Below are 22849 nucleotides of genomic sequence, written 5' to 3'. Positions count from 1 at the left end.
ATGCACGGCGCGCAGGCGGCAGATCGGGTTCCAGAAGTGACTGTCGCGGGCGTGACGTTCACCGCGGATATCGCCGGTGCGTTGTTCTGGGAAGATGAGCGCCTGCTGGTCGTTTCCGATCTGCATCTTGAAAAGGGTTCCAGCTTCGCGCAGCGCGGTGTGCTGCTGCCGCCGTTCGATACGGCGGCGACGTTGGCCCGGCTCGGTGCGGTGATCGCGCGCCACGATCCGCGCACGGTGATTGCGCTGGGTGACAGCTTCCATGATCGCGAAGCGCATGAACGGCTGTCGCCGGATGACCGCGAAGCACTATCCACCTTGCAGATGCGGCGCGACTGGATCTGGATTTCCGGCAATCACGATCCGGCGCTGCCGCGCGATCTTGGCGGTACGGTCGCGGACGAGGTCGCCATAGGGCCGATTGTGTTTCGCCATGAGCCGACCGGTGCGGTTGGCGAGATCGCAGGCCATCTTCATCCCAAGGCGCGTGTCTCAACGCGCGGCCGTTCGGTCGAGCGGCGATGCTTTGCCAGCGACGGGGAGCGGGCGGTGATGCCGGCATTCGGCGCCTACACCGGTGGCCTCAGCATTCGCGATGTGGCCTTTGCGGCAATCTTCCAGACCCTGGCCTTTACCGCGCATGTGCTCGGCGATCGCCGGGTGCACACCATCGCGGCCTCGCGCTGTTATTAGGCAGGATTCCGAAAGCCGGTACCGATTTTCGGGCGAGATCATGCCGCATCAATGTCAGGCGGCCTTCGCCTGCACCTCGCTGCAAAATTCCGCAAGGCGATCAGCAAGCCGCAGCGTGGCCGGGCTTGCCTCGGGTGACGCAACCAGCGCCACTTCGGTCTTGTCGATCGGGGCAAAGCCATCCTTGGCCGTCAGCACGCGATGATCGGACTGGATGGCAATTTGCGGAAGGATGCTCAGCCCCAGTCCCGCCGCGACCGCGGCCTGAATCCCGGACAGGCTCGAACTGGTATAGGCCATGTGCCAGTTGCGTCCCGCCGACTCGATGGCGTGGATCGCGCGTGTGCGATACAGACATCCGATTGCGAAAAACACCAGCGGCAGCGACTGCGCCTTCGCGTCGACGGGATTTTTCTTGCTTGTCACCCAGTGCACCCGCTCCGGCCACACCGCGATGCCGCCTTTTTCGCCCGCGTCGCGCTTGATCAGGGCGAGATCGATGTCGCCGCGTTCGAGATCGCGGCGCAGATAGGTGCTCTGGTCGGCGCGGACGTCGAGCCGCACGCCCGGCCGTGACCGCGCGAAACTTGCGAGCAGTTGCGTCAATCGATAGGCCGCGAAATCTTCCGGAATGCCAAGCCGCACCGCGCCTTCCGTCGCCGGCCGCGCGAGAACGTCGCGCGCCTCCTCCGCCAGCGACAGGATTCGCCGCGCATAGGAGAGCAGCCGCTCGCCGTCTTCGGTCGGCGTCACGGTCTTGCCGCTGCGATTGAGGAGGACGCGGCCGAAGTCGTCTTCGAGTCGCTTGATCTGCTGGCTCACTGTGGATTGGGTGCGGTGGACGCGCTCACCGGCGCGCGTGAAGCCGCCGGATTCCACCACAGAGACGAAGCTGCGCAGAAGCTCGAGATCCAGCATGGCCCAACCTATTTATTTTTCCACTGATCATGATTTTATCATTTAATTTTCAAATGACAATGAAGAGGCCTATTTCGGGAGGCGAAGGAGACAGCCATGTCCATCGCCGTTCCGGTCCCGGCTGCAAAGCTGGGAATCAATCCGTTTCCGTTCTATGTGGCGGCGTTCTGCCTGATCTGGAGTGCGTCGTTCGTCGCCGGCAAGATCGGTGTCACCGACTGTCCGCCGCTAATCCTGCTCACGGTGCGCTTTCTCGCGGCCGGAGTGTTGATCCTTGGCATCGCAGCTTTGCGCGGCGGCGAATGGAACCTGTCGCGACGCGATGTAATGGCGTTCGCGCTGATCGGCGTCGCCAACAACGCGCTTTATCTTGGGCTTGGATATATCGGCCTGCGCACCATCTCGGCGGGACTCAACGCGCTCATTGTCAGTGCTAATCCGGTGTTCACGACCATGCTGGCGGCGGCGCTGCTCGGCGAGCAGATCACCTGGCGCAAGGTCGCCGGGCTGTTGCTGGGCGTCGCCGGTGTCGCGCTGATCGTGGCGCACCGCATTTCAGCCGGCAGCGACGGTGCGATCGGAATCGCATTCTCGGTCGGCGCGCTGATCTCGATCGTCGCGGGCACCATTCTGTTCAAGGTGCTGGCACCGAAGGGCAGCCTGTGGGTCGGCAACGGTGTGCAGAATATCTCGGGCGGTCTCGCGCTGCTGCCGTTCGCAGTGTTGTTCTCGAATGTCGGCGACATCGTGCCGAGCGCGCGGCTGCTGTGGGCGCTGGCCTATCTGATTATGCTCGGGTCCATTGTCGCCTATATGCTGTGGTTTCATCTTTTGACTGTCGTTGGTGCGACCGCCGCCAGTGCCTATCACTTCCTGATGCCGCCGCTTGGCATGCTGTTCGGCTGGATGCTGCTCGGCGAACACGTCGCGGCATGGGACCTGCTCGGCATTGTTCCGGTCGCGCTTGGCATCTACCTTGTCACCCGATCAGTGGTCCCATCGGTCCCGGCATGATTTGATCTACCCCATGGACTTCGGGCCGCCGACACGACAGACCTCGTGGAACCCGGCCGCATGACGGCCGTTATCTGCGGCGGCTGGATATGGGCATGGCAAACCACAAGGTCGATCATCGGAAGACAGATCATCCGGGAAGGATGGCTCAGCACGCTAGCAAGCCTGAGCCGTTCAGCCTGCGCGGCTTTCTGAAGACGCTCGGCCCCGGCCTCATCACCGGTGCCTCGGATGACGATCCGTCCGGCATCGGGACTTATAGCCAGGCGGGTGCGCAGCTGGGTTACGGCATCGGCTGGACCATGCTGCTGACATTCCCGCTGATGGTGGCGATTCAGGAAATCTCTGCTCGGGTTGGTCGCGTCACAGGCCTTGGCATCGCCGGCAATGTCTGCCGCCATTACCCAGTCTGGGTGCTCAACATCATCGTGGCACTTCTCTTCATCGCCAACACGATCAATATCGCAGCGGATCTGGCGGCCATGGGCGATGCGCTCAAGCTTTTGATCGGTGGTCCCGGCTTTCTCTACGTGCTGGTGTTCGGTGTGGCCTCGACGGTTGCCCAGATTTTTCTCGACTACAAACGTTACAGCTCCGTGTTAAAATGGCTGACGCTCAGCCTGTTTGCTTACGTCGCCGCGCTTGCGGTGACGAAAGTATCGTGGGGCGATGCTTTGCGCGGCATCGCCATCCCGCAGGTGCAATGGACCTCGGCTTTCCTGACCACGCTGGTCGCCATCCTCGGCACGACCATCTCCCCCTATCTGTTTTTCTGGCAAGCCTCTCAGGAAGCGGAGGAGCAGCGTATCGACGCTAAAAAGCAGCCGCTGGCAGAGAAGCATTACGGCGCACAGAAGGAGTTTCACCGCATCCGCGCCGACACCATCGTGGGAATGGCGTTCTCGAACCTGATTGCGATCTCGATCATCATCACGGCAGCGGCGACACTGAATGCGGCGGGTAAAACCGACATCGAATCGTCCGCGCAGGCGGCGGAAGCACTCAAACCGATTGCCGGTGTTTTTGCCGAGTTCATTTTCGCGCTGGGAATCATCGGCACCGGGTTGCTGGCCGTTCCGGTGCTCGCGGGGTCCGCAGCCTACGCGATCGGTGAAGGCCGCCGCTGGCCGGTCGGTCTTGCCCGCAAGCCGCGTGAAGCGCGGGCGTTTTATTCGGTGCTGGCATTGTCGGCCGGTATCGGCATCGGTCTTAATTTTACGCCGATCAATCCGATCTCGGCATTGTACTGGAGCGCTGTGATCAACGGCGTGCTCGCGGTGCCCGTCATGGTTCTGTTGATGGTCATGGCGCGCCGCCGCGATGTGATGAGCAAGTTTGCGATCACCGGTCCGCTGCTCTGGCTGGGGTGGCTGTCGACGGCGGCAATGGCGGTCTGCGTAGTAGCGATGATCGCAGGTTTCTTCTTTTAGTCCCTGCGGAAGACCACAGACGCCAGCCATCCGGTCATGATCGCCATCATCGCGGTGGCCAGACCATAGAGCAGCCCATGATAGCGGGCTGAATTGGCGACGAACTGTTCGAAGCCGACCTTGACGATTTCAAACGCGGTTTCCGTTTTGGCGAGAGCCGCGCCGTCGGCGAACAGCTTGATGTCGACCGTGTAGGTTCCGGTCGGCACCTCCGCGGGCAGCGGAATTCCGGTCCGAAACAGCGTCGGCGTAAGGAATGTCACCGCATTGGTCTGCTCGCGGTAAAGCCCGTGGTCGGTGCGCAGCCGCACAAAGGCGGTTCGGAACGGGTCGCTCGCGACCGTGTTGGCGACATCCGGCCCCATGCGCTGCGGCAGCGGGAAACTGGCCATGCCGATCTGCTGTCGGCGCTGCACATCCGGCGCGGCGATGTTGTCGATCGGGCGGTTGGCGAAGATCCCGAGATAGGCCGGGACCTGAATGAACTCGCGTGAATCGACATTGATCCAGATGCCGAGCTTGCGTTCCTTGCGTCGGGTGACCATGTCGGCGCGCGGCCCGCTCACCGTCACGACGATGTCGTAGGCTGTGCCTAGCGGCCTGGATTTGCTGTCGCGTTCGATCGATCCGAACAGCACGAGTTCTTCGCCGGAATAATTCGGCGTCACCGTGATGCGGTGGTTGGAGACCGAGACGATCAGGTTCTCCGCGCTCGCAGTCGTGCTCGCGGCGAGGGTGAGCAATAGCGCGGCGAAGAAGGGGAGTGCGCGATGTTTCATCCGCCAATCCCCAGATCGCGAATGGAGTAGAGTTCATTCGGCCGGATCACCAGTTCGACCGCAAAGCGAACCCCGACCGACAGGATCAGAAGCCCGAGTAAGAGGCGCAGATGTTCACTGCGGATTCGCTGCCCGGCCCGCGCGCCGAACTGCGCGCCGATGACGCCGCCCACCATCAGCACCAGCGCCAGCACTGCGTCGACGAGGTGATTGGTTACGGCATGCAACACGGTCGCCATCACCATCGTCACCAGTGTCAGTGCCATCGAGGTGCCGATCACCGTCGCGGTGGGCACCCGCAGCACATAGATCATGATCGGGATCAGCAGGAAGCTGCCGCCGATGCCCATGATGGCGCCGAGAAAGCCGACCAGCAGTCCGACGGCGATCACCGGGATCACCGATAGATAAATCTTGGAGCGCTTGAAGCGCATCTTCAGCGGCAGGCCGAGAATCCAGCCCTGAGCCCGCGCGCGCCGGGTAATGACAGTGTTGCCGCGCCGCGCCCGCAAGATGGCGCGCAGGCCTTCAAGGAACATCAGGGTGCCGACCGCGGTCAGCAGCACCACGTACGACAGCGCGATGATCAGATCGAGTTGCCCGACCGATCGCAGCAGCGCGAAAATCCACACACCCAATGCCGTGCCGGTGACACCGCCGCAGAGCAGGATCATGGATAGCGCCGGGTCGATCGCGCGCTTGCGCCAATAGGACAGCGCGCCGGAGAACGACGAGGCCGCCATGTGGCTTGAGACCGAGGCGACGGCGACCGCCGGTGAAATTCCGACGAAGATCAGCAGCGGCGTCATCAGGAATCCGCCGCCGATGCCGAACATGCCGGACACAAATCCGACCGCCGCGCCCATCGCCAGGATGAGAAAGACATTGACCGGAATGTCGGCGATGGGGAGGAAAAGTTGCACGCGCGTTCGCTTGGATTTTGCGCGGGGCCGGGACCTCGCAGCAGTGAGTGTGCCGCGACGCGGGTCATGCGCCGCGCTTCTGCTTAGCCGAAATCGTTTGCGGGCGCGCTAGAGAATCCGGCTGGGGGGCCGAAAAATGCGCGGTGTGGTTTCGGGATTGTGCCGCGTTAATCTTAACGCGGCCGCTGTCCTCGGTGCGCTCGCTCAGCGGATCTGCGGGACTACCGGGTTGCGCTTTTCGCGGCCGTCTTGGCCGACTTCGCCGCAGGCGTTGCGGGTGCGGCGACGTCCCATCCGCCGGCCGGCGCGCCAACGGCGGTGGCTTCGTCGGGCTGTCCTTCGGGCGTGAAGGTCTGGACTGCGAGTTTTGCCGCGGCAAGCGACTGGGCATCGAGGCGCTTGGCGATATCGTCGCGCTTGCGGCCGGAATCCCCGTCGCCCTGGGCTGCGGCCAGACTGAACCATTTGAAGGATTCGGCGAGATTCTGCTCCACGCCAATGCCGCGGGCATAGAGAATGCCGAGATTGAACTGGCTGTCCGCGACGCCGCGTTCGGCCGCCTTGCGGAACCATTGCGACGCGCTCTTGTAGTTCGGTCCCGCGCCGCCGCCGTCAGCGTCGAGCACCGCGAGGTTATGCATCGCCTTGGCGCTGCCCTTCTCGGCGGCCTGCAGGTAGTAGCCGCGTGCGGTCTCGATGTCCTTCTTCAGGCCGAGCCCCTTCTCGTAAAGCGTACCAAGGCGGAATGTCGCCGGGACAATGCCGCCTGCTGAGGCGCGCTCATACCATTTCGCTGCGGTGGTATAGTCAGCCGCAACGCCGCGGCCTTCGGCGTAGCGCACGCCGATTTCAAAGGCTGCACCCGGCTCGCCCCGGTTGGCCGCGTTGCGAAGTGCGGCGCTGCCGATGGCTTCGGGCAATTTGTCCGCGACCGGGGTCAGCTTGATTTTCGCAGTGGTCTTTGCGCCCGATGGGATTGTCACGGACACCCGTTCCTGCGGCGTGAGGATCGAGCCGGTAATGTCGGGCGCAACGGGAGCGGCGGCCGGCGCCGCGACAGGTTCAGCGGGAGCTGCAGCAGGAATCGCAGGCATCTGAGGGACTGAAATGATCTGCGGCCCGCTCATCGGTGACTGTCGCGTGAGCAGTGTCGGCGAGGTCATCGACGGCGTGAGCGCAGGCGAAGCGTCGGAGCGCGGTCCGTTTTCCGGCGCAGGCGGCGGAGCCGGCGGCGTCACGCTGGATTCGGCAGGCAGCGACGAGTTCGAACTGTCGTGTCCGCTGAGCAGATTCATGCCCATCTTGACGGTGCCGAGCACAATCACGACGACGCTTGCGCCCACCAGAAGAGCGCGGATCTTTGAGGAGATGCCGGAATCTCCGATCGCCGCAGCCTTGGCGGCGTTGCGAGCGGCATCGTTGAGCGCGGTCACGCGGTTTGGTTTCGGCCCCGTTGCCGCGGGGGGTGCAGCAGCGGCGGCCTGCGCGGCGCGGCGTGCGGCCTGAATGAAATTGGTCGAGCTGACGGGTTCTTGCTTGCTCGCGGAAATCTCGTTCAGAACGACTTCCGACGCGGCAATGCGCTCGGACGGACTGGATCCGCCGCGCGACGGCTGCATGCGGGTTCCCGGCTCAAGCGGATGATCCGGCGGCAGGCTGGGATCGATGGGGCTGCGCGGGCTCGGCGGCGGGCGCACCGATGCGGGTGCGGCGGAAGGCGCTTCCACGCGGGAAGGCGGCGCGATGTCGAGCGCCTGCGCGGCGGATTGCGCGGCTTGCGGGCGTGCAATCGGAGCCTGCGCCGCAGCCGGATTCGGCATTTCGGGGCGCGGCACCGGCGCGAACGATGTGGCCGGGCGCGGCGGCTCCGGCGCATAGGCCTCGCGTGCGCGGGGGTCAGGCATGGCCTGCTCGCGCGGCATCTCGCGTGTTGCAGGAGCAGCAGTCCGTGCGTTGCGCAGATCGCCCTCGATCTGCGCCAGCCGGTCGACGACGTGGCTGAGCGTGTTGTGAACGGCTTCGAGCGAGTCCTGCGTATGCCGGTTGGTTTCCGACTGGCTGAAGCGGATGTCGGTTAGTTCGCGCTTGAGGGTGTCGACAAACTCGCTGTCCATCGGCGCAATGGCGCGCAGGCCCGGATCACCCGCTGCGCTGCTGGCGCGCTGGTTTTCGAGATGGCGGAGAATGTCGGAGAGCCCTTCTTCGACCCGTGCGAGGTTTCCGCCGCGCGTCTCCGACGCTTCAAGCCGTTCAAGAAGATGATGGACGCGCTGTTCGACATGGCTGAGCGACGCAGCGCTGCCATTGCCGACCTGAAGATTGTCGAGCCGGTCCGAAATCGTGCGGACCGCATTGTCGAAATAGACCGTGTCGCCCGCGGGCGGGCGCTCGCGCTGTTCAAGCGCCGTGGTCAGCACGGCGATACGTTGTTCGAGCGCCGACAGAATATCGCCGCTGCCGCTCGAACGCGCGAGCTGATCGACCTTTGCCGACAATGTCTGGACGTGTCCGGCGAGTTCGTTCAGCGCGTCATTCGAGGCGACATTCGAGACGATCACCTTGAGCGCGGCGATGGCGTCTTCAAGCTGACGGACCGTCGCCGGATCGTGACTCGATCGCACGATGGTGTCGATCTTGCCGCCGAGATTGCGGATCGCGTCGTCAAAGCCGGCGAGTTGTTCGGCGGGCTTGAGAGCGCGCAGTTCGCTGTAGATGTCAGACAGCGCACGTTCGATGCCGGACAGCGCCGTGCTGTCGATGCCGCTGGAGCGCGTCTCATCGATGCGCCGTCCCAATGATCGGATTTCGCCCTCGAGAGTTTCGATCGCGCGGCGCGGCAATGCCTCGGTGATCGCCTGCCGGATCTCACTCAGTTCGCTGCGGAACGCGGCGATCGACTGCTCGATGCCGTCCGGCCGGCGCAGCATCTCGATCTGGCTGGTGATCTGGGACAGCTGCCGCTCAAGACCGGAGAAGTCGGCCTGCGGCTGGATCGGCGGTGCGTGGTTCACGAATGACGGCGGCGGCATCCGCACGGACGGCTGCGGCATGGCGCGCGGCGCGCCGTCGAGTTCGCCCTGCCGCGCAACGATTTCCGCGATAGAGAAATCCATCGGAGACATGCTGGGCGACGTGACGGGGGCAGTGCGGGCAGCCGGAGCAGCCTGATACGGCGGGGGCGGGGGCTGGGTGCCGCTTGAGATCTGCGACAACCGGGCATCGAGCCGCGAAATGGCGTCGTTCAGTTGCCGGGCAACGGCGGGATCGTTTTTCGGGGCACCCGGAGCACGCGAAATATGCTCGACTTGGCGGCTGATCGAATCCAGCCGCTTATGGATTTCGGCGACATCCTGCGCTTCGCGGGGTGCGGCTGCGGGGCTGCCGATTGCCGAATTCAGCCAGTCTCCCAAGGACATACCGGCACGGCGCGCGGAAGCTTCGGCCCTTTCGCGGACCGATGGCTCGATTCCGTCAACACTCCACGATACGCGCGCTGTCATGCCTTGGTCCGGTCTTGGCGCTGGCTCCTGCCAGTGCGCTTCAGACCCCCGCGTCCCATTGAAGAGACAATCAAATTTCGACGCGAGACGTCTGTTTCCAGTCCCGACTTTTTCGCGTTACGGTAAATACCGGGTTAATGAAACGGCAGCGGCCCTATTAATAATTCTCGGGCCTGAGGCGTCAGCTGGAGGACGGCCGCGTAAACAGGCCGCTGAGATCGCCGAGATCCTGTTCCGTGATTGTGCAGTGAGCAGAATTCATGACCGACGACTGCCCGATATAGGCCCAGTAAATGAACTCTGCGCGAGGGATCGACGCCTTGGCATCAACGCCGGATTCGCGAAGAAGTTTGGCGATATAGGCGACACGCTTGGCATCGACCGTTGAGACGACCTTGGCGGCATCGGCATCCGTGGCAGCCCATGAGCGGAAGGCGCGATCGAGGCTTCTGTCTTCCTTGAAGGCCAATTTCATCAAATAAGTCAGCCGCGCAGGTCCCGTGATCGACGAATCGATCTCGCGGACCACGCCATCCGTCGCGCGTTCTTGCCAGGTCGCCAGAAGCTGGGTGCGAAAATCGGCAATGCTCTCGAAATGCCAGTAGAAACTGCCCCTTGAAACCTGCAGTCCCTCGGCCAGCATGCCGGTTTTCAGGGCGGCGGCGCCTTGGCGGGCAAGAGTCCGCAGCCCGTGGGCAATCCATTGCTCGCGGGTGAGGCGGTCTTTCGAGATTGAAGATTCGGCAGTTTCCACCATGCACAAGTGTATTGACACAAAACGGCGCCCCACGCTAGGCTCCGTACAGATGTGTACGGAGAAATGTGACACTGGAACTGGCGTCGGTATGAAGGGTGTCCGATATTCTCGCGCCTGCTGATGACGGCGCGTATCGCGCATTTCCATGTCATGGTGAGGTCATCGACGGCAGTCCATTTGCTCAAGCGACGCATCGCCAACAATTCGCGCAATCCACGTCCAATTGTGAGCCGAGAGACATTCCATGACGATCTACAAAGCGCCCGTCGAAGACGTGACCTTCCTTCTCAACGATGTCTTTCAGATCGATAAATACAACAACCTTCCAGGCTTCAGCGACGCGACGGCAGATGTCCGCGCCGCGATTTTCGACGAAGCCGCCAAGCTCGCCGAGCAGGTGCTTCATCCGCTGAACCATAGCGGCGATCAGGAAGGCTGCACGCGTCACGACGACGGCAGCGTCACGACGCCAAAAGGTTTCAAGGAAGCATTCAAGCAATTCGCCGATGGCGGCTGGATCGGCCTGGCGGCGCCGCAGGAATACGGCGGGCAGGGCCTGCCGGCGTCACTGTCGGAAACGGTCAGCGAATTCATGTCGTCAGCCAACATGGCCTTTGGCATGTACGGCGGCCTGACCCAGGGCGCCATGGCGGCGCTTCTCGTGCACGGCACACCGGAACAGAAGAACACCTTTGTGCCCAACATGGTCACCGGCAAATGGACCGGCACCATGAACCTGACCGAGCCGCAGTGCGGCACCGACCTCGGCCTGATGCGTACAAAGGCGGTCAAGCAGGCCGACGGCACCTACAAGATCACCGGCACCAAGATCTTCATTTCCGGCGGCGAGCAGGATCTCACCGAAAACATCGTGCATCTGGTGCTGGCGCGAATCGAAGGCGCGCCGGCCGGCATCAAGGGCGTCTCGCTGTTCGTCGTTCCGAAAAGAAAGATCAATCCCGACGGCTCGCTCGGCGGACCGAACGGCGTGTCATGCGGTTCGATCGAACACAAGATGGGCATTCACGGCAATTCGACCTGCGTGCTGAATTTCGACAACGCGGTCGGCAACCTTGTCGGCGCCGAGAACAAGGGCATGGAGGCGATGTTCGTGATGATGAACGAGGCGCGTCTCGGCGTCGGCGTTCAGGGCCTGTCGCAGTCCGAAGTTGCCTACCAGAACGCGGTCGCCTATGCGAAGGACCGCCTGCAGGGTCGCTCCATCAGCGGCGTGAAGGCTCCCGACAAGCCCGCCGATCCGATCATTGTTCATCCCGACGTGCGGCGTACGCTGATGTCGATCCGCGCGTTCAACGAGGGGGCGCGTGCGCTTGTGGTGTGGACATCGCTGAAAAGCGACGTGGCGCATCGCTCCGATGATCCGAAGGAGCGCGAGGCCGCCGACGACCACATGGGTCTTCTGACCCCGGTCATCAAAGGCGTGCTGACCGATCAGGGCTTTGCCAACGCGGTCGCCGCCCAGCAGATGTTCGGTGGTCACGGTTTCATCGTCGAGACCGGCGTGGAGCAATTCGTGCGCGATGCTCGCATCACGATGCTTTACGAAGGCGCCAATGGCATCCAGGCGCTGGATCTGGTCGGCCGCAAGCTCGGCCGTGCCGGTGGACGTGCGATCACTACGTTCTTCAACGAAGTCGCTGCCTTCTCCAAGGAGAACGCCGCCAATGAAGCGATGAAGCCCTACATCGCGCCGCTCAGCGCGGCGGTGAAGGACCTTCAGCAGGCCACCATGTGGCTGATGCAGAACGCGATGGCCAAGCCGGACAACGCGGGGGCGGCCTCCACCGACTACATGCATCTCTTCGGCCTGGTCGCGATCGGTTACATGTGGGCGCGCATGGCGAAAGTTGCGCAGGACAAGCTGGCGGAATCCGGCGAGCAGCCCTACCTGAAGTCCAAGCTTGTGACAGGCAGGTTCTTCATGGAACGGATGCTGCCGGAGACGGCGCTGCGCCTCGCGCGCATCCAGACCGGCGCGGACTCGATGATGGAACTGTCTGCCGAGGCGTTCTGAGCTTTTCAGTTTCCTTGCGCCGGACCCCGGCGCGAGCTCCTATGAAAATTAATCAATCACTTGGTCTCAAGGGAGGGCGTCATGCCTGAGGCATTTATCTACGATCATGTCCGCACGCCACGCGGCAAAGGCAAATCCGACGGCTCTCTGCACGAAGTCACGGCGCTGGCGCTGGCGACCGCGCCGCTGAAGGCGCTCAAGCAGCGCAACAATCTGCAAGAGGACACGGTGGACGACGTCATCCTTGGCGTTGTCGATCCGGTCGGCGAGGCTGGCGGCGATATCGCGCGCTTCGCCGCGCTGGGCGCCGGTCTCGGCGAGGCGGTGCCGGGCATCCAGATCAGCCGATTCTGTGCCTCCGGTCTCGACGCCGTCAACTTCGCTGCCGCACAGGTTATGTCGGGGCAGCACGAACTCACCATCGGCGGCGGCGCGGAATCCATGAGCCGCGTCGGCATTCTCTCGTCCGGTACGGCGTGGCCGGTGGACCCCTCCATGGCGGTGCCGAGCTACTTCATGCCGCAGGGCGTCGCCGCGGATCTGATCGCCACCAAGTACGGCTTCTCCCGCGATGACGTCGATGCCTACGCCGTGCAAAGCCAGGATCGCGCGGCCAAGGCGTGGAGCGAAGGGCGCTTCAAGAACTCCGTGGTTCCGGTGAAGGACATCAACGGCATCACCATTCTCGACAAGGACGAGCATATGCGTCCGGGCACGACGATGCAGTCGCTGGCGCAGTTGCAGCCGTCATTCGCCGCAATGGGCGCGATGGGTGGCTTCGACGCGGTGGCCGTGCAGTCGCATCCCGAAATCGAGGGCGTGAACTACGTGCATCACGCGGGCAATTCGTCGGGCATCGTCGATGGCGCCGCCGCGGTACTGCTCGGTAATGCCGAAGCCGGCAAGAAGCGCGATCTGAAGCCGCGCGCGAAAATCCGCGCGTTCGCGAACATCGGCTCCGAGCCCGCGATGATGCTGACCGGCCCGGTCGACGTCACCAAGAAGGTGCTGGAGCGTTCCGGCATGAAGCTGTCGGATATCGATCTGTTCGAACTCAACGAGGCCTTCGCCTCCGTGGTGCTGCGCTACATCCAGGCCTTCGGAATCGACAACGACAAGATCAACGTCAATGGCGGCGCGATTGCCATGGGCCATCCGCTCGGCGCGACCGGTGCGATGATTCTCGGCACCGTGCTCGATGAACTCGAGCGCACCAACAAATCCACTGCTCTTGTCACGCTGTGCATCGGCGGCGGCATGGGCACCGCGACCATCATCGAGCGCGTTTGAGGATCAATCACATGACCTACAAGAATTTCAAGGTTGAGACCGACGCCGACGGCATCGCGCTGGTGACGTGGGACATTCCCGGCAAGTCGATGAACGTGCTGGACGAAACCACCGGCACCGAACTCGCCGCGATCGTCGATGCGACCACCAAGGACGCAGCGATCAAGGGTGTCGTCATTACCTCCGGCAAGGAAGCGTTCTCCGGCGGCGCCGACCTGACCATGCTGGAAGGCATGAACCGCAATCACGCGGAGATGCTCAAGACCAAGGGTGAAGAAGCCGCCAACAAGTACGTGTTCGACGAAGTCTCGAGGCTTTCGCAGAACCTGCGCAAGATCGAGACATCGGGCAAGCCGTGGGTCGCGGCGATCAACGGCCTTGCCTTCGGCGGCGCATTCGAACTGGCGCTGGCCTGTCACTACCGTGTTGCGTCGGACAATCCGAAGACCCGTCTCGGCCTGCCGGAGATCAAGGTCGGTCTGTTCCCGGGCGGCGGCGGCACGCAGCGGCTCCCGCGCATGATCCAGCCGATGGAAGCGGTGCAGATGTTGCTCAAGGGCGACGCCATCGATCTGAAGAAGGCCACGGCACTCGGCATCGTCGGCGCGGTGGTGCCTGCGCCTGACCTTATCAAGACCGCGAAGGACTGGATCAAGGCCGGCGGCAAGGCCGTCGCGCCGTGGGACGAGAAGGGCTTCAAGCTGCCCGGCGGTGCAGTCTATTCCAAGGCCGGCATGCAGTTCTTCCCGCCGGCGAATGCGATCCTCCGCCGCGAGACCTACGACAACTATCCCGCCGCGCGCGCGATCATGCAGTGCGTCTATGAAGGCTTGCAGTTGCCGATGGATGCGGCGCTGCGCGTCGAGTCGCGTTACTTCTCGAAGATCCTGCGTTCGAAGGAAGCGGCGGCGATGATCCGTTCGCTGTTCGTCTCGATGCAGGAACTCAACAAGGGCGCGCGCCGTCCCGCCAACGTTCCGCCGACCAAGGTCAAGAAGCTTGCCGTAATCGGCGCAGGCTTCATGGGCGCCAGCGTCGGCTTCGTGTCGGCGCAGGCCGGCATCGACGTGGTGCTGATCGACCGCGATCAGGACAGCGCCGACAAGGGCAAGGGTCACGCCAAGACCATGCTCGACGGCATGATCGCAAAAGGCCGCATGAAACAGGACAAGGCCGACGCCATTCTCGCGCGCATCACCGCCACGCCGGATTACAATGCAATCAAGGATTGCGATCTGGTGATCGAGGCCGTGTTCGAGGACCGCAAGGTCAAGGCCGAGACCTATGCCAAGGCCCAGCCGCTGCTGCGCGATGGCGCGATCTTCGCGTCCAACACCTCCACGCTGCCGATCAATTCGCTGGCCGAGGAATGGAAGGACCAGTCGAAGTTCATCGGCATCCACTTCTTCTCGCCGGTCGAGAAGATGATGCTGGTGGAGATCATCGTCGGCAAGAACACCGGCGATCTGGCGCTCGCCACCGCGCTGGATTACGTGCGGCAGATCAACAAGACGCCGATCGTCGTCAACGACTCGCGCGGCTTCTTCGCCAACCGTTGCGTGCTGCGCTACATCTCGGAAGGCTACGAGATGTTCAAGGAAGGCGTGCCGCCGGCGATGATCGAGAATGTCGGCAAGATGGCCGGCATGCCGGTCGGCCCCCTCTCGCTCAACGACGAGGTCGCCATCGACCTGTCGCTGAAGATCCTCAAGGCCACCGAGGCCGACATGGGTCCGCAGTCCGTCGATCCGGAGCAGAAGGCGCTTCTGGTCGAGATGGTGGAGAAGCGCGGACGCTTCGGCCGCAAGAACGGCAAGGGCTTCTATGACTATCCCGAGAAGGGCAAGGGTCAGAAGAAGCTGTGGCCGGAATTGACCTCGCTACAATCCAAGCATCTCGATCCGGATACGCTGGATGTCGAGGAGTTGAAGCAGCGTTTCCTCGTGGTGCAGGCGGTGGAGGCCGCGCGGACCGTCGAGGATCACGTCATCACCGATCCGCGCGAAGCGGATGTCGGCTCGATCCTCGGGTTCGGCTTCGCGCCGTTCACCGGTGGCACGCTGTCCTACATCGACTTCATGGGCACCAAGACCTTCGTCGAGCTGTGTCACAGGCTCGAGAAGAAGTACGGCTCGCGCTTCACGCCGCCGAAGCTTCTGATCGACATGGCCGCCAAGGGCGAGACATTCTATGGCCGCTTCGCACCGAAGAAGGCCGCGGCGTAACCGTTCGCCGCCATCGGATAAAGAAAAAGGCGGGATCATCGATCCCGCCTTTGTCACGTTAGGTAATGTGATCGCGGTTACGACGCCTTCAGCAGTCCCTCGGCGGTGAGCGCTTCCTGCACTTTCGGCCGCGCTGCAACACGCGCTTTGTAGGCGGTCAGATTCGAAAGGCCGGAAATGTCGAGGCCGACGCGATCCGCCCAGGCGAGCATCGTGAAGAGATAGGCATCCGGCACGGTGAACTGGCTGCCCATCACGTAATCCCGGCCCTTCAGGGCCTGATCGATGTACTTGAACTTGCCCATCAGGCGGTCCTTGAAGAACGCCTTGGTGTCGTCGGACAGCACCGGCTGGAACAGCGGGCTGAAGTTCTTGTGCAGTTCACTGGCGATGAAATTCAGCCATTCCTGGAGCTTGTAACGTTCGCTGGAGCCTGCGGCGGGTGCCAGATTTTTCTGCGGCGCGGAATCGGCGATCATCTGGACGATAACGGCGCCTTCGGTCAGCAGGTCGCCATTGGTGAGGCCGAGCGCCGGCACCTGACCCTTGGGGTTTACCGCCGTGTAGTCGCTGCCGTCCTCGAGCTTCTTCGCTTTCAGGTCGACCCTGACCAGGTCGAACGGCAGACCGGCCTCTTTCAGGGCGATATGGGGGGAGAGCGAGCAGGCGCCGGGCGAATAATACAGTTTCATGGGAGGTATCCCTTTTTAAAATTTGAACATTGGGGCATTGGCAAGGCCTATGACCGTCTCCTAAATGCAGGTATGTCAAGATTGATGCAACTGCATTTATTAGGGTAAGCTTGGATAGCCCCACCGGCACGGACGACACCATGAAGCGCAAACCATCCACCGAGGCGACAGAGGTCTGGATTCGTCTGATGCGGGTTCAGGGCAAGGTGCTCGGCGCTGTCGAGCAGGATCTCAAGAAGGCCGGCTTTCCGCCGCTCGCCTGGTACGACGCGCTGCTCGAGCTCTCGCGCGCGCCAAGCGGCGAACTTCGCCCGGTCGAACTCGAAAAGCAGATGCTGTTGCCGCAGTATTCGACATCGCGTCTGATCGATCGCCTGGTCGAGGAAGGCCTTGCGGCGCGTCGCGAGTGCAAGATGGACAAGCGCGGCCTGTTCGTCGAGATCACCGATGCCGGACGCGAATTGCAGAAGAAGATGTGGAATTCCTATTCCGCCGCGATCGAGCGGCATATCGGCTCGAAACTCTCCGATGCCGATGCCGTCAAGCTGAGCGGTTTGCTCGATCGCCTCGGATGTTGTGCAGGCGCGCCGCAGGCTGTCACTGTCTCCAGGGAAGCCGTCAAAGAATCAGCCAAAGAAACCACGTCGGCGCGATGATCCTTTCTTTACCTCTCGCGGTTACGGATGCCCGCGTCCGTGGCATCCGCCTGCATCGTGCACTGACACTCAAACCGAAGCCTCTTACCTGGATGTCCCATGGCGCGTGATCAGATCGATATGACACCGCTGGATTCGCGGGACGAACTGGTCGCGTGGCTGGAGGCCGGCGTAAAGCCGAAGTCCGAATTCCGCATCGGCACCGAGCACGAAAAAACCCCGTTCACGCTGGAGGGCCACAGGCCCGTGCCTTATGAAGGCGCGCGCGGCATCGGCGCTCTGCTCGAAGGCATGCAACTCCTGCTCGGCTGGGAGCCGATCATGGAGAACGGCAACATCATCGGTCTGCATGACGTCACCGGCGGCGGCGCGATCTCGCTTGAGCCCGGCGGCCAGTTCGAACTGTCCGGCGCACCGGTCGAAACCGTGCACCAGACCTTGTCCGAACTGATGGCGCATCTGGCGCAGGTGCGCGAAGTCGCGACACCGCTCGGCATCGGCTTTCTCGGCCTCGGCATGACGCCGTCATGGTCGCGCAAGGAAATGCCGGTGATGCCGAAGGGCCGCTACCGGATCATGACCAACTACATGCCGAAGGTCGGCAAGTACGGTCTCGACATGATGTACCGGACCTGCACGGTGCAGACCAATCTCGATTTCTGTTCCGAAGCTGACATGGTCAAGAAGCTGCGCGTGTCGGTGGCGTTGCAGCCGGTGGCGACTGCGCTGTTCGCGAACTCGCCTTTCACGGAAGGCAAGCCGAACGGTTTCCTGTCATTCCGCTCCGAGATCTGGCGCGATACCGACAACGCACGCGCCGGCATGATTCCATGGGCGTTCGAGGACGGCATGGGCTTCGAGCGCTGGGTCGATTACGCGCTCGACGTGCCGATGTATTTCGTCAAGCGCGGCGACGATTACATCGATGTGTCCGGATCGTCGTTCCGTGATTTCTTCGACGGCAAGAACAAGATGATGCCTGGCGAGAAGCCGACATTGTCCGACTGGGCCAATCATCTCTCGACGATTTTCCCCGAGGTGCGTCTGAAGCGCTATCTCGAAATGCGCGGCTCCGATGGCGTGCCATGGCAGCAGCTGCCGTCACTGCCTGCGTTCTGGGTCGGCCTGCTGTATGACGACGAAAGCCTCGACGCCGCGTGGGAGATCGCCAGGCGCTGGACCGCGCATGAGCGGCAGGCTTTGCGCGACGACGTGCCGCGTCTCGGCTTCAAGGCGAAAATCGGCAACCGCTATCTGTTCGAGGTCGCACGGGATTGCATGGTGCTGGCCCATAAGGGGCTCGCGCGGCGCGGCAAGATCGACCACCTGGGCCGTGACGAAACACGGTATCTGGAGCCGCTCGATCACATTATGGATACGGGACTTACCCCTGCGGAGCGGCTGCTCGAGAAGTTCAACGGCGCCTGGCGGCATTCCGTCGATCCGGTATACAGCGAATACGCATTCTAACTCAGCAAGTTACCGTCTTCACGAGAATGTTGTTCCGGCATTTATCTGCCGTTCATCTGCCGTACATCCGCACGGCGATTGAATAGGCGGCATCTGTCCGGCCAATCACGCCCGTTCTCCGCTGAAAGCGATGGCATGCTTCCAATCTGCAATTTCAGATCATGCATCGGCGTTTGCGTCGCATTGATGGCTGCGCTGGCCCTGTCGTGTCTTGTCTCGGTCCAGCCGGTTCAAGCGCAGGCCAGTTTCGATCGCCCCGGCAACGACTATCTGCGAACGCCGATACCGTCGGGTGATCCGGCTTTATGCGCATTGCAATGTGAGCGCGACCGGCGCTGTCGTGCATGGAGCTTCAACTATCCAACCGTCAGCGATGAAAGTGCGATCTGCTGGCTCAAGAATGCGGTGCCGCCGCGCGTGCCGAGCAATTGCTGCGTTTCCGGCGTGCGGGGCGCGGGCGTTGTCGAGCCGCGCAACAGCGCGCTTGAGGTCGAGACGGACCGGCTCGGCGGCGATTATCGCAGTGTCGATGTGGACGTCGATCCGAAAGGCGAGACCTGCAAGGCGGTGTGCGACGAGGATCAGAAATGCCGCGCATGGACCTATGCGCGGCCCGGCTATATCGGAAAATCGGCGCGCTGCTTCCTGAAGGATCACGTCAAGCCGCCGCGCCGCAAGCCGGGGTTTATTTCCGGCGTCGTGCGGTAGCCGGTTCCATAGCCAAACAATACTCCGATTTGTGCGTTAGGGCTGGGACCGAACCACGTCAGGAGTGTCCCGATGATGCCTGTCCGCAGTGTATTCGCCATAGCCTCGATCGTCGCACTCACGAGCGCGGCTGCATTCGCGCAACGCGGCTGGGACAGCTACGATTCCGGCCATCCGGTCACAGTGGAAGGGCCGATACTGGTCAGCACGTTTGAGGACCCGCAGGCGACCATTTCTGTCAAGGGCGCTGACAAGATCTGGACCGTGACACTGGCGCCCATCTCGCAAATGATCGAGCGCGGCGTGAAGGCGGACGTCGTCGCCGTCGGCAAGAAGGTGTCGGCTTACGGATATCCGTCGAAAATCGAGATGAATGAAATGCGCGCCGAACGAATTTCGATGGACGGCAAGACCTATGAGCTGCGCTGATGACGAGAGTGCACTTGCTTGAGGTCAGCGGCGGGACGCAGGTTCAAATGCCTTGAGCGCTTTCTTTGACGCCAGTGTCCGCCAGTGCCGCAGCAGCAGTCCCTCGACATTTTGCCGCCGCGCTTTCGGTAGCCGCACTAAAACCATCGGCCAGTCGCGGTAATGGTCGGTGAAGTAGAAAACTTTCGGCTGCGTTTCGACCAGCATGGCGCGCTCGTCGGGTTCGACGCCGGGCACGACAAGGCTTTCGCCGTCTTCCTTCAGCCGTGTCAGAAGTTTGCCGCGCACTTTCAGGGCAGGGGTGCCGTATGACGTTCCGTCGGTGACCTCGGGCCATTTCAAAGCAGCAGTCCGGACATCATCGAAGGTCATCGCTGCGGCCCGGTGTCAATGCACGGAGGTGAACGACCGTGCGATCCGGAATCCCGACAGCCAGGTCCAGATCGGCTGGCTTTTCATCCCGAGATCCCATGAGCCGACGATGGCATCGACGCGCCCGACAAGATTTTCGACCGGCAGCAATCCGACGCCGCCATCGGCGACGGAGACGCGGCTGTCGGCGGAATTGTCGCGGTTGTCGCCCATCACAAACAGACGATCCGGCGGCACCGTCACCTCGCGCGTGTTGTCGAGGAAGCCGTGCTCCTTCAGTTTGAACAGGATGTGCTCGCGCCCGCCCGGCAGCGTTTCAGCAAAGCGGGCTGCGGGCGTGACCCGGCCGCTTTCATCTTCAGCGTCACCGCGGCCGTCGGCTCGCATTGCGACCGGCTCGCCGTTGATCCAAAGGCGGCCTTCGCGCATCTGCACGCGATCGCCCGGCAATCCGACCACGCGCTTGACCCAGACCTGCGATGTGTCGCCGGGCCAGCGGAATACCACGACATCGCCGCGATCGGGCAGAGCGCCGAACACACGTCCCGTCGCCGGCAAGGCGACGTTCACCGGCAGCGACGCTGCGCTGTAGCCATAGGGATACTTCGAGGCGAGCAGCGCATCGCCGATCAGCAGCGTCGGCTCCATTGAGCCGGACGGCACATAGAACGGCTCGGCCAGTGCGCCCTTGGCGGCCATCACAACCAGGAATGCGGCGATGATCTCGACCAGCGAGCGTGTCCACGGGCGCGATGGCTTTTGCGCCGCCGGGGCGATGTCTTGCTGATCGGACATGATCGTCTCCGTGTGCCGATTGCCGAGGTCGTACTAGCCCGTGCCGCCGACGGTGATGCGATCCATGCGCAGCGTCGGCTGGCCGACGCCCACGGGAACGCCCTGACCCTGCTTGCCGCAGGTGCCAATGCCATCATCGAGCTTGAGATCGTTGCCGACCATCGAGATACGATGCAAGTCGGTCGGACCATTGCCGATCAGCATCGCGCCTTTCAGCGGCGCGCCGAGCTTGCCGTTCTCGATCTTGTAAGCCTCGGTGCACTGGAACACGTATTTGCCGGATACGATGTCGACCTGACCGCCACCGAAATTCGCGGCGAAGATGCCGTTCTTCACGGATGCCAGGATTTCGGCGGGATCGCGTCCGCCCGCCAGCATGTAGGTGTTGGTCATGCGCGGCATCGGAACGTGTGCGTAGCTCTCGCGCCGTCCATTGCCGGTGGGCTTCATGTTCATTAGCCGCGCATTCTGCCGGTCCTGCATGTAGCCGACGAGGATGCCATCCTCGATCAGCACGGTGCGGTTGGTCGGCGTGCCTTCGTCGTCGATGGAGAGCGAGCCGCGCTTCGACGAAATGGTGCCGTCGTCCACGACAGTCACGCCCTTGGCCGCGACCTGCTGGCCCATCAGCCCTGAAAAGGCCGAGGTCTGCTTGCGGTTGAAGTCGCCTTCAAGCCCATGGCCCACAGCTTCGTGCAACATCACACCCGGCCAGCCGGGACCGAGCACCACATCCATTTCGCCCGCAGGTGCCGGCACCGATTCCAGATTGACCAGCGCCTGACGGATCGCGCCATCGGCGGCCGTGCGCCACGCCCTGGTTTCGATGAAGCGCGCATAGCCCTCGCGTCCGCCGTAACCGGCGCTGCCGCTTTCCTGCCGGTCGCCGTTGCCTGCGACCACGGAAATGTTCACGCGCACCAGTGGGCGGATGTCGCGATAACTCTCGCCATCGGGGCGCACGATTTCCACCACCTGCCATGTCGCGCCGAGCGACACGGAGACCTGCCGCACGCGAGGGTCCTTGTCGCGGACATAGGCATCGATCTCGGCGAGGAGTTTGACCTTGGTTTCGAAGCTCTGGCCGTCGAGCGGATTTTCGTCGCCATAGAGGCGGATGTTGGTGTGGCCGGGCGCAGCCGCAAATGTCCCCGAATATCCGCCGCGCACGGCGCTGACGGTATCGGCGGCGCGGATCAGTGCGGGCAGGGAGACATCGGAGGAGTGGGCGTAGCCGACCGCGTCATCTTTCACCGCGCGCAGGCCAAAACCCTGGGCGGTGTCGTAGGTCGCCTGCTTGAGGCGGCCGTTATCGAAACCGAGTCCTTCGGACTGGCGGTATTCAAGAAACAGTTCGCCGTCGTCGGCACCCGCCAGTCCGCGCACGATTTCCTTGCGGACGGCGTCGCGGTCGAGCCCGGCGCGATCGATCAAAGAAGTGGTCACGGGTACGACGTCGGACGGATGGCTCATGAAGGAACTCCGGGATCGCGGGATTGCAGCGAGGATCAGGCCTTCAAGATAGGGACGATCATGCCGGAGGGCGAGGGCCTGGAATATGGGCGGCTGACTACGGCAGCTTGTCGTAACCCTCGCCGAGCCCCTTCAGGCTGAGGGGGAAGCCGATCCCTTCTTCCGGCGTCTCGAAGATAATGAAGGTCGCGGTCTTGGCGGTTTTGAGCTGGTTCAGCAGGGTATCTTCCATCACGACCTCTGCGACGCAGCCGTTGGGGAGGCACCGCACGAATCCGGCCCGTCCCACGTCCTTGTCGTCGAGCTTGAGGCCGAGGCCGGACGGCAGCAGCACGCCCAGCGGGGCGACCACCCGCATCAGCTTGCTCTTCTGGTCGGCAGTCTTGAGGATAATGACGGTCAGCCCTGCATTGGAGCGGTCCTCGGCCACAACGCTCTGAATCAGGGCGCATTGTTCGGCCTGCGCACCAGCCGGGGTGTCGCAGCGGATCTGCCAGTCGCCGTGGACCGATTTGACGGCTCCCTGCGCCTGGGCGGCGGCTGGTGCGGTCAGAATGGATGCCCCTGCGACGATCGCGAGCCAGATCGGCGCAATCCCCCGGCTGCGGATGGAGAAAGGTTGGTTTCGCGCGCCCATCAGGCTCAATTCCCTGGCAATGATCTCGGCAATTCCCGGCGATTCGGCGGTTT

Annotated in this window: 20 protein-coding genes; 10 read left to right on the top strand and 10 right to left on the bottom strand. The window is 62.8% G+C overall.

The genetic code is table 11. The annotated features are described in order from the left end of the window. Complete coding sequence (pdeM, locus tag AC1Q67_RS16305) at window positions 1-693, top strand: ligase-associated DNA damage response endonuclease PdeM (RefSeq protein WP_024577208.1); 693 nt, start codon at window positions 1-3, stop codon at window positions 691-693. A 54-nt stretch (window positions 694-747) separates the two neighbouring features. On the opposite strand, the gene AC1Q67_RS16300 is transcribed toward pdeM, so the two are convergent. After that, on the bottom strand, window positions 748-1611 hold the full coding sequence (locus AC1Q67_RS16300) for a LysR family transcriptional regulator (RefSeq protein WP_492236357.1): 864 nt from the start codon (window positions 1609-1611) through the stop codon (window positions 748-750). A gap of 96 nt (window positions 1612-1707) precedes the next feature. On the opposite strand from AC1Q67_RS16300, the gene AC1Q67_RS16295 reads away from it, so the two are divergent. Next, complete coding sequence (locus AC1Q67_RS16295) at window positions 1708-2625, top strand: DMT family transporter (RefSeq protein WP_492236356.1); 918 nt, start codon at window positions 1708-1710, stop codon at window positions 2623-2625. Window positions 2626-2720: 95 nt separating this feature from the next. Continuing rightward, window positions 2721-4055: an NRAMP family divalent metal transporter gene (locus tag AC1Q67_RS16290; protein ID WP_492236355.1), complete on the top strand. Its 1335-nt coding sequence runs from the start codon at window positions 2721-2723 to the stop codon at window positions 4053-4055. Here the strand turns inward: AC1Q67_RS16290 and AC1Q67_RS16285 are convergent. From AC1Q67_RS16285 to AC1Q67_RS16270, 4 genes are all read right to left on the bottom strand, one after another. Then, window positions 4052-4834 carry a TIGR02186 family protein gene (locus AC1Q67_RS16285; RefSeq protein ID WP_492236354.1) on the bottom strand — a complete coding sequence of 261 codons (783 nt, stop codon included), beginning with the start codon at window positions 4832-4834 and terminating at the stop codon, window positions 4052-4054. The two genes, AC1Q67_RS16290 and AC1Q67_RS16285, sit on opposite strands and share 4 nt — an antisense overlap. After that, window positions 4831-5757, bottom strand: a complete 927-nt coding sequence (locus tag AC1Q67_RS16280) for a sulfite exporter TauE/SafE family protein (RefSeq protein WP_492236353.1) — start codon at window positions 5755-5757, stop codon at window positions 4831-4833. Before AC1Q67_RS16280 ends, AC1Q67_RS16285 begins: the two co-directional genes overlap by 4 nt. A gap of 221 nt (window positions 5758-5978) precedes the next feature. Further along, entirely contained in the window at window positions 5979-9257 is a 3279-nt protein-coding gene (locus AC1Q67_RS16275) for a tetratricopeptide repeat protein (protein ID WP_492236352.1), read from the bottom strand. Window positions 9258-9438: 181 nt separating this feature from the next. Next, window positions 9439-10155 (bottom strand): TetR/AcrR family transcriptional regulator, encoded by a 717-nt coding sequence (locus tag AC1Q67_RS16270; RefSeq protein WP_492236351.1) that lies wholly within the window; start codon window positions 10153-10155, stop codon window positions 9439-9441. Between the two features lie 103 nt (window positions 10156-10258). Between AC1Q67_RS16270 and AC1Q67_RS16265 the strand changes: the two genes are divergently transcribed. The 3 genes from AC1Q67_RS16265 to AC1Q67_RS16255 all read left to right on the top strand — a co-directional run bounded on the left by AC1Q67_RS16265 (window position 10259) and on the right by AC1Q67_RS16255 (window position 15564). Then, window positions 10259-12049 (top strand): acyl-CoA dehydrogenase C-terminal domain-containing protein, encoded by a 1791-nt coding sequence (locus AC1Q67_RS16265; RefSeq protein WP_492236350.1) that lies wholly within the window; start codon window positions 10259-10261, stop codon window positions 12047-12049. 81 nt (window positions 12050-12130) lie between these two features. Continuing rightward, window positions 12131-13339, top strand: a complete 1209-nt coding sequence (locus AC1Q67_RS16260) for an acetyl-CoA C-acetyltransferase (protein ID WP_024577217.1) — start codon at window positions 12131-12133, stop codon at window positions 13337-13339. 11 nt (window positions 13340-13350) lie between these two features. Then, complete coding sequence (locus AC1Q67_RS16255) at window positions 13351-15564, top strand: 3-hydroxyacyl-CoA dehydrogenase NAD-binding domain-containing protein (RefSeq protein ID WP_492236349.1); 2214 nt, start codon at window positions 13351-13353, stop codon at window positions 15562-15564. 77 nt (window positions 15565-15641) lie between these two features. Here AC1Q67_RS16255 and gstA read toward each other — a convergent pair whose 3' ends face one another. After that, window positions 15642-16256: a glutathione transferase GstA gene (gene gstA / locus AC1Q67_RS16250; RefSeq protein WP_492236348.1), complete on the bottom strand. Its 615-nt coding sequence runs from the start codon at window positions 16254-16256 to the stop codon at window positions 15642-15644. A 140-nt stretch (window positions 16257-16396) separates the two neighbouring features. On the opposite strand from gstA, the gene AC1Q67_RS16245 reads away from it, so the two are divergent. The 4 genes from AC1Q67_RS16245 to AC1Q67_RS16230 all read left to right on the top strand — a co-directional run bounded on the left by AC1Q67_RS16245 (window position 16397) and on the right by AC1Q67_RS16230 (window position 19519). After that, entirely contained in the window at window positions 16397-16912 is a 516-nt protein-coding gene (locus tag AC1Q67_RS16245) for a MarR family winged helix-turn-helix transcriptional regulator (protein ID WP_492236347.1), read from the top strand. 99 nt (window positions 16913-17011) lie between these two features. Beyond that, entirely contained in the window at window positions 17012-18382 is a 1371-nt protein-coding gene (locus tag AC1Q67_RS16240) for a glutamate--cysteine ligase (protein WP_492236346.1), read from the top strand. A 135-nt stretch (window positions 18383-18517) separates the two neighbouring features. Next, window positions 18518-19090 carry a PAN domain-containing protein gene (locus AC1Q67_RS16235; RefSeq protein WP_492236345.1) on the top strand — a complete coding sequence of 191 codons (573 nt, stop codon included), beginning with the start codon at window positions 18518-18520 and terminating at the stop codon, window positions 19088-19090. 72 nt (window positions 19091-19162) lie between these two features. Then, entirely contained in the window at window positions 19163-19519 is a 357-nt protein-coding gene (locus AC1Q67_RS16230) for a hypothetical protein (RefSeq protein WP_492236344.1), read from the top strand. Between the two features lie 24 nt (window positions 19520-19543). Here the strand turns inward: AC1Q67_RS16230 and AC1Q67_RS16225 are convergent, their stop codons facing one another. The 4 genes from AC1Q67_RS16225 to AC1Q67_RS16210 form a co-directional block, all read right to left on the bottom strand. Continuing rightward, window positions 19544-19891 (bottom strand): MmcQ/YjbR family DNA-binding protein, encoded by a 348-nt coding sequence (locus AC1Q67_RS16225; protein WP_492236343.1) that lies wholly within the window; start codon window positions 19889-19891, stop codon window positions 19544-19546. 15 nt (window positions 19892-19906) lie between these two features. Then, window positions 19907-20686: a signal peptidase I gene (gene lepB / locus AC1Q67_RS16220; protein WP_492236342.1), complete on the bottom strand. Its 780-nt coding sequence runs from the start codon at window positions 20684-20686 to the stop codon at window positions 19907-19909. A 33-nt stretch (window positions 20687-20719) separates the two neighbouring features. Next, window positions 20720-22159, bottom strand: coding sequence for a metalloprotease TldD (tldD, locus tag AC1Q67_RS16215; protein ID WP_492236341.1), 1440 nt, complete (start codon window positions 22157-22159; stop codon window positions 20720-20722). Between the two features lie 97 nt (window positions 22160-22256). Then, window positions 22257-22796, bottom strand: a complete 540-nt coding sequence (locus AC1Q67_RS16210; protein ID WP_492236477.1) for an invasion associated locus B family protein — start codon at window positions 22794-22796, stop codon at window positions 22257-22259. Window positions 22797-22849 lie beyond the last annotated feature (53 nt).

This window comes from Afipia sp. GW823-FHT06G09 (genome assembly GCF_058794875.1).
This window is presented reverse-complemented; position numbering and strand designations above follow the sequence as displayed.